At 45.9% G+C, this 12,637-nt stretch carries 19 protein-coding genes; 18 read left to right on the top strand and 1 reads right to left on the bottom strand.

Features of this window, described 5'->3' with window-relative positions:
• Positions 1-32: 32 nt before the first annotated feature.
• The 14 genes from HMPREF9412_RS03625 to HMPREF9412_RS03565 all read left to right on the top strand — a co-directional run bounded on the left by HMPREF9412_RS03625 (position 33) and on the right by HMPREF9412_RS03565 (position 9,109).
• Entirely contained in the window at positions 33-1,583 is a 1,551-nt protein-coding gene (locus tag HMPREF9412_RS03625; RefSeq protein WP_009590059.1) for a tetratricopeptide repeat protein, read from the top strand.
• 239 nt (positions 1,584-1,822) lie between these two features.
• Positions 1,823-2,599 carry a glutamate racemase gene (murI, locus tag HMPREF9412_RS03620; protein WP_009589808.1) on the top strand — a complete coding sequence of 259 codons (777 nt, stop codon included), beginning with the start codon at positions 1,823-1,825 and terminating at the stop codon, positions 2,597-2,599.
• A 34-nt stretch (positions 2,600-2,633) separates the two neighbouring features.
• Positions 2,634-3,161, top strand: a complete 528-nt coding sequence (locus tag HMPREF9412_RS03615; protein WP_254663991.1) for a DUF4830 domain-containing protein — start codon at positions 2,634-2,636, stop codon at positions 3,159-3,161.
• A gap of 53 nt (positions 3,162-3,214) precedes the next feature.
• Positions 3,215-3,526: a hypothetical protein gene (locus tag HMPREF9412_RS31660; protein ID WP_009589932.1), complete on the top strand. Its 312-nt coding sequence runs from the start codon at positions 3,215-3,217 to the stop codon at positions 3,524-3,526.
• Positions 3,527-3,560: 34 nt separating this feature from the next.
• The gene (locus HMPREF9412_RS32765) at positions 3,561-3,716 is read left to right on the top strand and encodes a hypothetical protein (RefSeq protein ID WP_009589939.1); all 156 of its coding nucleotides are present in this window, start codon (positions 3,561-3,563) and stop codon (positions 3,714-3,716) included.
• Positions 3,717-3,740: 24 nt separating this feature from the next.
• Positions 3,741-4,313 carry a hypothetical protein gene (locus HMPREF9412_RS03605; protein ID WP_009589914.1) on the top strand — a complete coding sequence of 191 codons (573 nt, stop codon included), beginning with the start codon at positions 3,741-3,743 and terminating at the stop codon, positions 4,311-4,313.
• Positions 4,314-4,389: 76 nt separating this feature from the next.
• Positions 4,390-4,872: an 8-oxo-dGTP diphosphatase gene (locus HMPREF9412_RS03600; protein WP_009589972.1), complete on the top strand. Its 483-nt coding sequence runs from the start codon at positions 4,390-4,392 to the stop codon at positions 4,870-4,872.
• 42 nt (positions 4,873-4,914) lie between these two features.
• A complete protein-coding gene (locus HMPREF9412_RS03595; protein ID WP_036671111.1) occupies positions 4,915-5,466 on the top strand; it encodes an NUDIX hydrolase in 552 nt (183 codons plus the stop codon).
• An 86-nt stretch (positions 5,467-5,552) separates the two neighbouring features.
• The gene (locus HMPREF9412_RS03590; protein WP_009589788.1) at positions 5,553-5,996 is read left to right on the top strand and encodes a hypothetical protein; all 444 of its coding nucleotides are present in this window, start codon (positions 5,553-5,555) and stop codon (positions 5,994-5,996) included.
• Between the two features lie 4 nt (positions 5,997-6,000).
• Complete coding sequence (locus tag HMPREF9412_RS03585) at positions 6,001-6,570, top strand: hypothetical protein (protein ID WP_009590026.1); 570 nt, start codon at positions 6,001-6,003, stop codon at positions 6,568-6,570.
• Positions 6,571-6,612: 42 nt separating this feature from the next.
• On the top strand, positions 6,613-7,377 hold the full coding sequence (locus HMPREF9412_RS03580) for a Nif3-like dinuclear metal center hexameric protein (protein ID WP_009589976.1): 765 nt from the start codon (positions 6,613-6,615) through the stop codon (positions 7,375-7,377).
• A gap of 25 nt (positions 7,378-7,402) precedes the next feature.
• The gene (locus HMPREF9412_RS03575) at positions 7,403-8,182 is read left to right on the top strand and encodes a class I SAM-dependent methyltransferase (RefSeq protein ID WP_009589807.1); all 780 of its coding nucleotides are present in this window, start codon (positions 7,403-7,405) and stop codon (positions 8,180-8,182) included.
• A 54-nt stretch (positions 8,183-8,236) separates the two neighbouring features.
• Positions 8,237-8,635: a DUF1801 domain-containing protein gene (locus HMPREF9412_RS03570; RefSeq protein WP_009590011.1), complete on the top strand. Its 399-nt coding sequence runs from the start codon at positions 8,237-8,239 to the stop codon at positions 8,633-8,635.
• A 39-nt stretch (positions 8,636-8,674) separates the two neighbouring features.
• Positions 8,675-9,109: a GNAT family N-acetyltransferase gene (locus HMPREF9412_RS03565; protein WP_009589767.1), complete on the top strand. Its 435-nt coding sequence runs from the start codon at positions 8,675-8,677 to the stop codon at positions 9,107-9,109.
• A gap of 75 nt (positions 9,110-9,184) precedes the next feature.
• Here HMPREF9412_RS03565 and HMPREF9412_RS03560 read toward each other — a convergent pair whose 3' ends face one another.
• Positions 9,185-9,688 (bottom strand): VOC family protein, encoded by a 504-nt coding sequence (locus HMPREF9412_RS03560; protein ID WP_009589777.1) that lies wholly within the window; start codon positions 9,686-9,688, stop codon positions 9,185-9,187.
• Positions 9,689-9,991: 303 nt separating this feature from the next.
• Between HMPREF9412_RS03560 and HMPREF9412_RS03555 the strand changes: the two genes are divergently transcribed.
• The 4 genes from HMPREF9412_RS03555 to HMPREF9412_RS03540 all read left to right on the top strand — a co-directional run bounded on the left by HMPREF9412_RS03555 (position 9,992) and on the right by HMPREF9412_RS03540 (position 12,609).
• Positions 9,992-10,471: an NUDIX hydrolase gene (locus tag HMPREF9412_RS03555; RefSeq protein WP_009589987.1), complete on the top strand. Its 480-nt coding sequence runs from the start codon at positions 9,992-9,994 to the stop codon at positions 10,469-10,471.
• A 58-nt stretch (positions 10,472-10,529) separates the two neighbouring features.
• The gene (locus tag HMPREF9412_RS03550) at positions 10,530-11,042 is read left to right on the top strand and encodes a DUF6886 family protein (protein WP_009589887.1); all 513 of its coding nucleotides are present in this window, start codon (positions 10,530-10,532) and stop codon (positions 11,040-11,042) included.
• Positions 11,043-11,179: 137 nt separating this feature from the next.
• Positions 11,180-11,695: a GrpB family protein gene (locus HMPREF9412_RS03545; protein ID WP_009589768.1), complete on the top strand. Its 516-nt coding sequence runs from the start codon at positions 11,180-11,182 to the stop codon at positions 11,693-11,695.
• Positions 11,696-11,724: 29 nt separating this feature from the next.
• Complete coding sequence (locus tag HMPREF9412_RS03540) at positions 11,725-12,609, top strand: class I SAM-dependent methyltransferase (RefSeq protein ID WP_009590035.1); 885 nt, start codon at positions 11,725-11,727, stop codon at positions 12,607-12,609.
• The last annotated feature ends 28 nt before the right edge of the window (positions 12,610-12,637 follow it).

Genomic DNA, 12,637 nt, shown 5'->3' with positions numbered 1-12,637 from the left:
ATACGATACATAGAGAGCAGGGTTAAATAGAAATGACGGATAATAATCAACAACGCTTCCGTTTCAGTGAAGCACCCATCTGGGAACTACAGCGGACATATTATGAAGAACTGGGGATGAAGGCGTGGAATAATGACCAGGTCCCGCAGTATATTACGAGCAACCCCATGATTGCTACGGCTTACGCCGAAATGATATTCGGATTCCTTCGAGATCGCGCGGATCGGGGCGATATCATCGAACCCGTGACGATTCTGGAATTGGGCGCCGGAGCCGGGCGCCTCGGCTACCATGTGCTGCACAAGCTGTGCGAGCTGAGAGATGATACGGGGATTACGCTGCCTCCTTTCCGCTATGTCATGACGGATTTGCCGATAAAAAATGTGACGGCATGGCAGCAGCATCCTGCCATGCAATTGTATATTGAGCAGGGACTGCTGGATTTCGGGAGGTTCGATGCCGTGCATGATACGGAATTGAACTTGGTAGTGTCGAAGACCACGATTCGTCCCGGAGACTTGAAGCAGCCGCTGCTGATCGTCGCCAATTATTTTTTTGACGGCATTCCGCAAGAATTGATCTACGTCGGGGAAGGCAAGATTTATGAGAGTGATGTGGTCATCGAATTTCCGGAGCAGCACCATAAGCTCAAGCCCGCTGAAGCGCTGGAACGAATGAAGCTGGCTTACGAGCACCGCCGGGCACCAAGATACGAAGAAGATACTTACCCTTATCGCGATGTGATTGCTCATTACCAGCAAGAGCTGGAGGATTCGCATATCCTGTTTCCGGAGGTGGGCTTAACCTGTTTGGAACGCCTAAATCGGTTATCTATCTCAGGTTTCATGCTCCTCACGGCGGATAAAGGAGATCATCGCATCGATAATTGGAAATTCGCCGAACCGCCGCAATTAATTTACCATGGCAGCTTTTCGCTGACGGCTAATTATCACGCGCTGCAGCATGTGTTCGAACAGAGAGGCGCAGTGGCCATGTTCCCTGCGCAGCATTATAAGAATATTAACGTCGGCTGCATTCTCATGCTGGAAGCACCGGCAAGTTATGCCAATACCCGGCTCGCTTACCGTCAATTCATCGAACGCTTCGGACCGGATGAATTCTTCAGTATGAAGGAATGGGTCGACCGGAATATTGAAAGCATGGGCTTGCAGCAAATTTTGTCCTTCTGGCGATTGGGCGGGTATGACGCCGAGTTCTTCATTCAGAGCGCGAAGCGCATCTCGAATCTGCTGCCGGAGGCCAATGACGAAGAAATGCTGGATATCCGTGCAGGCATATTCAAGATGTGGTCATCGTATTATGTGATGGAGCAGCGTTATGATCTGGCTCTGGATGCGGGACTCGTGCTGTTTGAGATGGATATGTACGAGGAGGCCAAGTTCTTCCTGAAGGAATCCGTGGACACGGATGAAGACGAGCCGGTGCCAACGGTTTTATACTGTTTGGCGATCTGTTGTTACGAGCTTGGCCTGGACGAGGAGGCTATGGAATATACGCGCGAGGCGCTCGTTCTGGAGCCCGATCATGAAGAGGCTTTGGCTTTGCTGAAATGCTTTGAGTAAATGGATTGCGTTTTTTTCATGATCATGAAGGAAGTTAATCCTTCTTCCATATGCAAAAGAACAACACATCAGACCCGGCCTCCCGAGATTCTTACTTGGCCGGGTCTGTTTATTTTGAAACGCTTGATTACCCATTCGTTCAGATGGCTCTGCGCGTTTTCGGCTAGTGGAGTATAATGTATAAGGACATCGATTGCAATGATACGGACAGACCAACATATAACGACAGGTGAAAAACAATGAGAATAGCTTTTTTTGATTCAGGTTTAGGCGGTTTAACCGTGTTAACGGCGGCTATGAAAAAGCTGCCCCATGAAGATTTTTTATTTTTGGCGGACACTCTCCATGTGCCCTATGGTACCAAAGCTAAGGAAGACGTGAAAGCTTACATACATCAAGCGATGGGAATCATCATGCAGGAAGAGGTTAAAGCCATCGTCGTTGCGTGCAACACGGCTACAAGCATGGCGATCTCCGATTTAAGGAAGGCGTATCCGATCCCGGTTATCGGGATGGAGCCTGCCGTAAAACCGGCTGTTGAAATTAACCGCGCCAGCGGGAAGCGCATCCTGGTGCTTGCCACGCCGCTGACCCTAAAGGAGTCGAAGTATAAGGACCTGGTTCGGCGAGTCGATAGCATGCATATCGTGGATTCCCTGCCTTTACCGGAGCTGGTCGAGCACTGTGAGGCTTTGAATTTCGACCCCGAGATCATGAACGCTTACTTCACGAAGAAGTTTGAAGCCTTTGATCTGAATGAGTATGGAACGATCGTTTTGGGCTGTACGCACTATCCTTTTTACAAAAGGATTTTGTCGGATCTGCTGCCGGATCATATCCGAATTATCGATGGCAGCGAAGGTACCGTGAACAGACTCATCCAAGTATTGAGCGACCAGGATCTGCTCAGCTCCAGCGGGAGTCAGGATGTTAAGCTGCTAAATTCAAGCCAATCCGCGGAGTATACACAGAAGATGGAGAAAGCGCTCAGCATATACAGGGAGATTGAGGGATAGGGAAACTGGAGCATCGCCCAAGGAGGATGGGATCATGAATCGCTATCTTTCCATTGATCATTATTTTTCAGTTTGGATAAAAACACGGGAAAGGACCGGAAAATTGAAATTAAAGTTACTAATCATCTGTGTGTTAGTGATTCTGGTTGGTTGTAATCGACAGGACGATGAGATCATCATGGAAACGCCTAAAGAACAACATGTTAAATTCCTCGAGGATTACGGATGGAGCATTGACAGATTCGCATCCGAAACAAAGTATGCTCCATCGACATTACCATCCTATCAAAAGCATGTGAAGGATATGAAAGATTTGGGGCATGTGGACTTAGCGTCATTTCTGGATAGAGAGGTTATAGAGACGGGCTATATTTTGCAAGAGAAAACAACGACGTATAATCAGATTGTAGGATATATACTGGAGTCAGACCACAAAATCATAGGTGGGTATCTGGTATTCAATCATGAACTTGAACAAAAGGACGGTACATTTACAATTGATCAAAGTGATATGAATCCCATGCTTCATCGCAAGGATCTGGGAAGTAACATTCTGCCTTAATCGGGTCGGCCGACCGTTGAATATAAGAAAAGATAAGCAGCGGAGGTGTTATAGTGACGACGATACCGGAAGACTTCACCTACTTAGAGCCCTGGGAAGACGAGACTTCGGATCGATTCGCGGATGAGTTATATAAGGAAGTTTCGAGCGAGCATATATTGTTCGGAGCACAAGTGAAGACACTAGCAAGAAGATGCGATCGGGATGATTTTTTGTTTTCTCTAATAGAACAACCGGGTACGTATGCGCAGGTGCATTTAACCTGGAAGCATGAAGAGTCGGATGATTGGCCGAAGACCTTGTTGTTCAGCAGCTTCGAAGACTGGGTGAATACATCGATGTTACCCGATAACAGGGATTATTAGTTCAATCATAAAATGGAAAGGATGCACGCTATCTATGATCGGTTTCATTGTGATTATCTTGATTATCGGCTTGGCCGGGATTATCAGCAATCAATATTCTGCCCTGAGAAGAATGGAGCGCATGCAGCGTTCTCTGGATGAGCTTAATATGAGAATACATGAAATGAAGAATGATGAATCCAAGCGATAACCTATCAAACGGCAGGTGTATGATATGAACCCTTTTAATCAATCAAAAAAAGAAATCAGAACAACGTTTGAGATCGACTTGCTGCACTTTGCCCAAGCGAAAGAACCTACAAAACCGCCCCACCCCTGGACGGCTGAGGTCATCATTCCGGCTTCCGGATGCTTTGCTTGCGGTTGGGATGCCGATGAGAATCTGGTTCTGATCAGCAGCTCCGGTTACAGTTTGACGCAGGCCATAACTGGAACCGTCATTCACAGAGACCGGGACTCTGACCTGACGGAAAACCATATGAGCGGAGATTACTTAAGTTTTCGTATTCCGCTCAGAGGACAGGACGTTTCGATTTTTGGATTTGAATCGGGGGATGGGATTCACGTAACAAACGATGGCTGGATGCTGGAAGTCATACACCCTTGGTGGCCAAGGGCTTCCGTTATATTGGACCAGGTGTTCGTCCCTAATTATGAGTATCTGAAGCAAGCCACGATGATTGATTTGAACCGGCTGGACGGAAACATAAAATGTGGCTTTTCACCGTCGGGCAAACATTTCGTTATTTTGGGGTCTGGCGGTGCGCTTTTGTATTCGAGGGAGTAATTGAGATCCATCACCTGACGTTCTTGTATCCAATTTACATAGTGACGGATTGCTGATCCGCTCAAGGAGAAATGAAATGACAAAGCCGCAAATAACCTATGGCATGTATACAATGTGCATGATTCGGAATGACGACAAGGTTTTGCTTATTAATCGTCCGGACCAGCTCGGTTTTCCCGGTTACCTTGGGCCTGGAGGAAAAGTGGAGTTCCCGGAGAGCCTATCGGAAGGTGCAATTCGTGAGGTTTATGAAGAAACCGGGCTGATTGTTAAAAACCTGGAGTATAAAGGCATAGATGAGTATGTGGTTCCCCAGACGAATTATCGTTACATGGTATTTAACTATTTGACAGATTCTTACGAAGGTGAACTTTTAGCGAATCCGCCAGAAGGGGAGCTCGTTTGGGTACCGATTCAAGAAGCGATGGATTTACCTATGCAGCCCTGGTTCAAACGAAGATTCCCCCTTTACTTTGAAGAGGGGACTTTTGAAATCTCCATTGTCTGGGATGAAGATGGACAGAAGCCGATCGAAGAGAAAATCAGAAATTTACGATGATATGATGGATTGCGGTGTAACCAGAATGGGAGAAAACAATCGATGATGAAATACAATATTTGTTTCGTTCGACGCGGTGATGAGATTTTATTATTAAACCGTGATAGAGCACCATGGATGGGATGTTGGAATGGAGTGGGGGGCAAGCTTGAATGTAACGAGGCGCCCAGAGACTCCATGATACGTGAGCTGTATGAGGAGACGAACATTCGGGATAAGGATTGCCGATTAACCTTCAAAGGCCTTGTCACTTGGACATCGGAAGGCAAGAATCTGGGAGGAATGTACCTTTATCTTGCAGAAGTGCCTGAGGACTACATTTATGAGACCCCGATGAAGACGGAAGAGGGTATTTTGGATTGGAAATCCACGCAATGGATTCTGACAGCAGGAAATGCCGGAATCGCAGCCAATATCCCTAAGTCGCTCGAGCTGATATTGAATGATCCGAATTGTTATGAACATCATTGTACGTATAAGAACGGTAAATTGCTGCAGCACACATCGGTTGAGATAAGTTCTATGGTTGAAACGAACGAGGAGATAAGAGGCGAATTATTTAAGAAATATCTAGAAGAACAGGTTAGGTATTAACCTGGCATAAAATCTACCACACCACATGACCCGACTCAGATTGGAATGATCTTAGGCGGGTTTTGTTGTTATATGCGGGAGGAATCATGCGAATTAAACATATGTTTTTACTCGTTTTACTGCTTCTGGTTGCATGCTCTTCGGTCGAAGAATCCGTCTCGGCTAAAGCTCCAACACCCACAAACGAACAAGCGGACGCTGAAGACCTTCAGGCTAAGATATTAAAAGTATCAACAGATTTGCCATATGATTCGAATTGGTGGGTTGTATCAAGGGATACCAATACGATGACCATCCATGTTGAGGCAGAAAATATAGAGTCGGTCCTGTTCTGGGTAGCGCCTACGGGGACCGAAACTTGGAAGGAAAGGGAGCTTATCGGTTATGACATCGACGCAAGTGATGGGTGGTCACTATCCTGGGAGTTTGGTGATCGGCAATTCCACGATCATATCGCTGTTCAAGCTTTAGGCATGGACAGGCGTACGCAGGCTAACGAGAGCATCATTGTACATACACTGGAAGAATGAAAAAATGTTGAAGGTGCTGAATGGTTTGAAAAAATGGATCGTTCCAACTATTATTGTTTTCTCGATTTTTTTGATTTTGTCTTATAAGTGGTATACACATCCCAGACAAATTGTTCAGAACATAGAAGCAGTAGAGTTTCATTTAGGAAAGAACGCGGAGCAGACGATCATGCCGGTTCGTATCGAAATCGATGGTCATCTGATACGGTCCATCACTGGAGCGAAGCATTTTGACGGCTCAATCCAATTATTTAGCGATGACAAACGACTTACAGACGAGAAAAGTTATACCCAAATCGTATTTAATCTAAGTGGGGGAGGAGTCCTGGTCTATGATGAAACAGCCAATGGAGTTCCTAAACTGAATTCATATGGATTGATTTTTATCGATAAGGATTTTAGCAGCGTAGCTATAGCCAAATATGTAACCGAGAATGGAGAAACAAATACAAAGTCGTGGGAGGCCACACGTGGGATGATGATTGCCGGACCGGCTAGCAGCAGAGAGGAGGGATTGCGCGTATCCAATACTTTGATGGCTGACTTTTTAAAGGGGGGGACAACATTAGATTGAGGTTTACCAGGTGAATCCAGCTTACCGAGGGAGGAATAAAAGATGGATGCGATACAATTCAAATCCTATATCCATGAGCTTTTCGGCTCGTTATTGAATGATTTTGAGGAAGACGACGAGTATGGCTATCATCTTTTTTCATCGAATCGCTATCAACGGATAGGCTACGCCACCAATTTGATGCCGGAGGTTGTCCAACAAGCGGCTGTCGAAAAGGTCGATCTGATTATCACGCATCATGATGCATGGAGCTTCGTGTACGGGATGAAGGAGCGGTGTTTAGAGTTGCTGCAGGAGCATGACATCGCTCATTTCTATATCCATCTTCCCTTGGATTATGCCGAGTTCGGAACCTGCAATTCGTTGCTGCGTGAGTTGGGGGCGGAACATATTGTCCAATCATCCCGGCATATGGATGGGAATAGCTCGATAGGTATCGGAGAACTGGAGTCTCCGGTCTCGATGGAAGAGCTTGTAGAAACCATGTCCTCCGCTTTGGGTGAACACGTGTTTTATCAGCAGAATAGCAATAAACCCATTCAAAGGATCGGCATGATAACCGGAGCAGGTAACGGCACGAATCAATTGAAAGAGGCCTTGGACCATGGCTGCGATGTTTACATTACCGGGGAAAAAACGCTCTATACGGTTCAATATGCCAGGTTCGTCGGATTGAATCTCATCGTGGGCAGTCATACGTTTACCGAAATTTTCGGCGTTCGATCGCTCGCCCAAAAGCTGCAGGAGAGGTTTCCAGATGTGGAAGTTATCCAATTGTACGAGGAGCATATGGAAGTAGTGAACTAAAAACACGTCATCGGAGGGATAACGGTTGAAGGATTCCAGCTTTGATTTTTACGAAAATCTTGCGGATACGTATCATTTGATTTTTGAGGATTGGCATGAAGCGGTAAGATGGCAGGGGGAATTCTTCAATCGGTTTATTCGTTCGTTATATGACGAGAACCCTGAGGCTCGGTTCCATCTCCTGGACGCATCATGCGGAATAGGGACGCAGGCTTTGGGATTGGCACGGCATGATTTTGTCGTAACGGCTACGGATTTGAGTCCCAAGTCGGTGGAGCGGGCCAAAAAGGAAGCCGAGAAGCTGGGGATTCCCATTGATTTTGGAATCGCCGATTTTCGGTCTCTAGAGCAAGATATCGCTGGGCAATTCGATGTCGTATTGTCTGCTGACAATGCGATCCCTCATTTATTGTCTGATGAGGAGCTGAGACAGGCATGCCGAAATCTGTATGCCAAACTCCGTAACGAGGGTCTGCTTGTCGTGTCCATTCGGGACTATGACGCTATTATTCAGAACCGCCAGCGTGCAACGGCTCCACGAATCTTGGATGAAGGAAAACGTATGGTTTTTCAAGTTTGGGACTGGGCAGCAGGTGGATATCACTATGTGACGAACCAATTCATTATGCAAGAAATCGATGGAGCATGGCATACCCAAGTCAACAGCACATCCTATAGAGCATTGATGCGATCAGAATTAAGCAGTTTGCTGGCGGAAGCGGGATTCATCGATATCCAGTGGCACATGCCTTCAGATTCGGGCTTTTATCAGCCGATCGTTACAGCAAGGAAGCCAGGAGTTTAGACATAGACCAATAAGGCAGGATGAGTTAATCCAGTATAAAAGGAGGAGTTAAGGATGGCACAATTACGGGGTCAAGAACAAGTCGAGGAGTATCTTCATCAACTTGAGCATCCTTTGAAAAAAGAAATCGAGGAGGTCCGAAGTTTCATCTTGAGTGTTGATGATCGAATCACGGAGCATATCAAATGGAATGCACCCAGCTTTTGCGTTCAGGGTGAAGACCGGATCACTTTGAATTTGCAGGGGAAGGGTTTCGTTCGCTTGATTTTTCATTGTGGAGCCAAGGTAAAGGACCATGATATAAAGGGAACGCTGACTGAGGATACGGCGGGTTTATTGGAATGGGCGTCGTATGATCGGGCCATCGTAAAAATAGTTGATATACACGATTTGGAGCAAAAGAAGGAACAGTTAAAAGCCGTTATTGCTAGATGGATTGAAGTGACGAGTTGATGACTAGTAGAGTTTCAGAGATGAGGGGGATTGAACAACATGATCATTCATGAAGTTACCGATCTGGGTGCAGTAGACCTTACCGAACCTTTGACTGAAAGCCAGGAAGAAGGGTTTAGGAATATCCATAGATTAGTGCATGAGTATCATAAGGGTATCAATACCTTTCATCATGAGAATGAAGCCTTGTTTGAATGTCGAGTTGGCCATAGAGTCATCGGCATTTGCGGGTTAAATCGGGATCCGTACGCGAACGGAAGCATAGGCAGGATCCGCAGATTATATGTACTAAAGGAATTCCGGAATCAAGGAGTCGGGAGAAGGCTGGTTGAAGCTGTAATTCGTAAGGCGAGCAGCCATTATACTAAACTCGTATTAAAAACAGACAATCCCAAGGCGTCTGCATTTTATAAGAAACTAGGTTTTCGGCAAATTGCAGATGGTGGATTGGTCACGCATGAACTTGTGCTATGATGTAATCATGGATGCCCCGCCTCAAATGGATAGAACATTCGAGCATAAAAAAGGCTGCCATGAAGGCAGCCTTCCCTATCCCTCATAGGCTCGCTGTAGCGTTTGCATATCGATTTTAGATTTCGTCTGGAGTAAAGCCTTCATGACGCGTTCCGATTTTGCCGGATCGGGATCGGTTATCATTTCGTTTAAGTTAGCCGGGACGATCTGCCAAGATACGCCGAACTTGTCCTTCAGCCAACCACATACTTGCGCTTTTTCGTCACCGCCTTCGGCTAGTTTCTCCCAATAGTAGTCCATTTCTTCTTGCGACTCGCAATGCACAATAAACGAAATAGCTTCGTTGAATTTGAAATGCGGACCGCCGTTGAGTGCAACAAAATGTTGCCCCTCTAATTGCAATTCCACCGTCATGATTGCACCCTCGGCGAATGGAGAGCTGTCGTTTCGTTCTGCGCCGTATCGCGTAAATCGTTCGATCCGCGAGTTTTTGAAAATCGAAACGTAATGCTGCGCTGCTTCTTCGGCTTGGTGATCAAACCACAAGTTAGGGGATATCTTTTGGACTCTATTCTTCATCGTCCCAACTCCTTCATCACAGATAATAGAATGTAATGTCATTGTATCAAATCACTCGGATCATGATTTCTTACCGATTGCGATCTATTCCTGCTGTTCATGAATTTCGGATAACAACGGTCTGATTTCCGTTCAGGGGAAAATAGGCCTTTTCCATTTGGAGGAAGATAAAGGTAAAGCTCATGCCTGTGGTGAAGAAGTAGAAGAATATATTAATGAAGCGATCTTTCTAGGATACGCTAACGAATTCTAACGGGACTTGTCATAGTTTGTGGTATATCTTATCTATCGGAGGCTGTTGTCATGATGATGCCAACGCATATTGTTGCCGTAGGCGGCGTGGTTGAGAATGAACATGGAGAAATTTTATTGGTGAAGGATCGTAACGGATGGGTGTTTCCGGGAGGACAGGTGGAGGCCGGGGAGAATCTCATGGATGCGCTGATTAGGGAGATCAAAGAAGAGAGCGGGATCGAGACCATTATATCTCATCTGATCGGTGTCTATTCCAATACATCAACCTATCCGGGACATAGCGGAGTTGCTGTGGTTCCAACAAAAGTGATGATGGATTATGTGTGCAAGCCTACGGGCGGCGAGCTGAGGACTTCGGAAGAAACGACGGACTGCCGTTGGATCCATAAGGATGAAGTGCTCCAATACATTACGGCCCCGGCCATTCGTACGCGTTTCCAGGCTTATTTGGATTTTAACCGAGCCATCGTCTATATGGAATATATCACGAAACCGGAGTTTGAAATTAAGCTGAGACGGAATATATAGGCATTCGAGCTGGCCATTGGGAGTATAGCTCAGTCCATATACGGGAGGCAATCTGAGCGTGTTGTATCATTTTAGCGAGGAACCGGACATTCCAATATTTGAACCGAGGATCCTATACAATCAGAATAATGAACCGGCTAAGGTATGGGCCATCGATGCGCATCATGCACCGCATTATTATTTTCCAAGAGAGTGTCCGAGAGTTTGCGTGGAAGCTGCGGAGAGTACAACTAAAGCGGATATGGAAACTTTCTTTGGCATGTCGTACGCGCGTAGGATGATTGCGATCGAAGCGGCGTGGTATGAGCGGGTGAGAACAGGATGCGTCTACCGGTATAGTTTTGATCCGACTGATTTTGAGCTTTTTGATGCGAATGCGGGATATTACATTGCTACGAAAACCGTTGTCCCGGTCCGTATAGAACGAATGGATGATCTGGTCGCGTCGATCCTGCAGGAAGGCATTGAATTAAGAATCACCCCCTCTCTGATGCCGTTAAAAGAACGAATTCCAGCTTCATCGGTGAATTTTTCCATGATTCGGATGAGGAATGCTAGATCAGAGGCATAGTCGAAGAAAAGGCGGCGTTAAAATGAATGATTTTACTGTGATAAAAGCAGGTACAGAGCATTTAAAAATGTCAGATTGAGGTCAAATAATATAACAAGTATTTATTTTATAATTCTGTTAGCGAAAGGAAATGTCCCATGGAAGAAGTGATTGTCACACCATACAACCCGGACTGGAAAGAGGAGTACAACCGGGAAAAAACGAAAATTGAGTCGGCACTGAAAGGCCTCGACGTTCACATTGAACATATCGGGAGCACGTCCGTTTTGGGTTTAGGGTCCAAACCGACCATCGATATGATGGCTGGCGTTCTTAGTCTAGAGGAAGTCGATGAGTATTACATTGAGAATCTGGCTGGGATCGGCTACGAATATGTTGTTAAACCGGAGTTTCCGGAGCGGCTGTTCTTTCGAAGAGGGCAATGGCGGGCAGGGACGCATCATCTGCATATTTACAGGTACCAGGGCCAACAGTGGAATGACCAGATTTTATTTAGAGAGTATTTAAAGAAACATCCGGAAATAAAGGATCGATATTATGCTTTGAAAAAAGCACTCGAAAATCAATATAAGCACGACCGCGTAGCCTATACGAACGGCAAGGCTGATTTCATTCGTGAAGTGATCCGTAAGGCAAGGCTGGAACAGAGTTAGAATCCTGACGCAGAGAGGACGTAAAGAGGATGTCCGAATATTACTGGGATTCCAAAATCGAATACCTGAGGAATACCAGATGGTTATATTACAATGACGACTACCTGGAGTTTTTGGTTAAGAACGTCTGGAAAATGAATACGCCCATTAACATGGTGGATTACGGTTGTGGTTATGGGTATCTAGCATTAAAGCTTCTCCCGCTTTTACCCGATGGGTCTACCTACACAGGTATAGACAAAGGTGAAGATTTGATCAAGGAAGCAAGGGAAATCTTTGACAAGCTGCCATATTCCGTTGAATTGATTCAAGGAGATATCGAAGAAATCCAGGTGCATCGTCAGTATGACATTGCGCTCTGTCACGCGTTTCTATTACATATGAAGCATCCCCGAGATATCCTTCAGAAAATGATCGACAGTGTGCGGAACGGCGGCCGGGTCATTTGTTTTGAGCCCCATTGGATCGCCAATGCGGCGAATTTTGGCTTCGATGATGGATTGTTGCATTCCGAAGTGGTCCGTCTAGGCGTATTGCAGAAGCTGTATGAGGTGGACGCCAGCCGCAGCGGCAAAGACGGTAACATCGGCATGAAGCTGCCTATTCTTCTAAGTCAGATGGGATTACGGAATGTAGAATGCCGAGTAAGCGATAAAGTGAATTTTTTGAATCAGAGTATGGATGCAGCCAGCAAAGAACGGCTATATCAATCCCTAAGAGAAGAGGGGATCGGCCAAGAGCCCGATGAACCTTCAATGACAATGGAGCAGCTGGTACAGAGAGGTCTAACAGTGGAGGAAGCACAAGCCCAATATGCCGCTGAACTCAAGCTGTTCCAGAAGTTTGATAGCGATTCGTGGTTGACTTACGCGCCGAATATGAAGATTTCTTTTGGCACGGTTAGCCGAGAATAAACGTACGTAAGGAGCCCTATGAAAATGG

The organism is Paenibacillus sp. HGF5 (genome assembly GCF_000204455.1).
Taxonomy (GTDB): Bacteria; Bacillota; Bacilli; order Paenibacillales; family Paenibacillaceae; genus Paenibacillus_AQ; species Paenibacillus_AQ lautus_A.
The sequence above is the reverse complement of the archived record's forward strand: the minus strand, read 5'-3'. Positions and strand labels throughout refer to the sequence as shown.

Coding starts and splice junctions, on each gene's coding strand:
- HMPREF9412_RS03590 (WP_009589788.1), top strand. CDS start 5,553: ATGCGAATTAAACATATGTTTTTACTCGTTTTACTGCTTCTGGTTGCA.
- HMPREF9412_RS03605 (WP_009589914.1), top strand. CDS start 3,741: ATGAACCCTTTTAATCAATCAAAAAAAGAAATCAGAACAACGTTTGAG.
- HMPREF9412_RS03555 (WP_009589987.1), top strand. CDS start 9,992: ATGATGATGCCAACGCATATTGTTGCCGTAGGCGGCGTGGTTGAGAAT.
- HMPREF9412_RS03545 (WP_009589768.1), top strand. CDS start 11,180: ATGGAAGAAGTGATTGTCACACCATACAACCCGGACTGGAAAGAGGAG.
- HMPREF9412_RS03560 (WP_009589777.1), bottom strand. CDS start 9,688: ATGAAGAATAGAGTCCAAAAGATATCCCCTAACTTGTGGTTTGATCAC.
- HMPREF9412_RS03625 (WP_009590059.1), top strand. CDS start 33: ATGACGGATAATAATCAACAACGCTTCCGTTTCAGTGAAGCACCCATC.
- HMPREF9412_RS03615 (WP_254663991.1), top strand. CDS start 2,634: ATGAATCGCTATCTTTCCATTGATCATTATTTTTCAGTTTGGATAAAA.
- HMPREF9412_RS03595 (WP_036671111.1), top strand. CDS start 4,915: ATGATGAAATACAATATTTGTTTCGTTCGACGCGGTGATGAGATTTTA.
- HMPREF9412_RS03585 (WP_009590026.1), top strand. CDS start 6,001: ATGTTGAAGGTGCTGAATGGTTTGAAAAAATGGATCGTTCCAACTATT.
- HMPREF9412_RS32765 (WP_009589939.1), top strand. CDS start 3,561: ATGATCGGTTTCATTGTGATTATCTTGATTATCGGCTTGGCCGGGATT.
- HMPREF9412_RS03540 (WP_009590035.1), top strand. CDS start 11,725: ATGTCCGAATATTACTGGGATTCCAAAATCGAATACCTGAGGAATACC.
- HMPREF9412_RS03570 (WP_009590011.1), top strand. CDS start 8,237: ATGGCACAATTACGGGGTCAAGAACAAGTCGAGGAGTATCTTCATCAA.
- murI (WP_009589808.1), top strand. CDS start 1,823: ATGAGAATAGCTTTTTTTGATTCAGGTTTAGGCGGTTTAACCGTGTTA.
- HMPREF9412_RS03580 (WP_009589976.1), top strand. CDS start 6,613: ATGGATGCGATACAATTCAAATCCTATATCCATGAGCTTTTCGGCTCG.
- HMPREF9412_RS03600 (WP_009589972.1), top strand. CDS start 4,390: ATGACAAAGCCGCAAATAACCTATGGCATGTATACAATGTGCATGATT.
- HMPREF9412_RS03565 (WP_009589767.1), top strand. CDS start 8,675: ATGATCATTCATGAAGTTACCGATCTGGGTGCAGTAGACCTTACCGAA.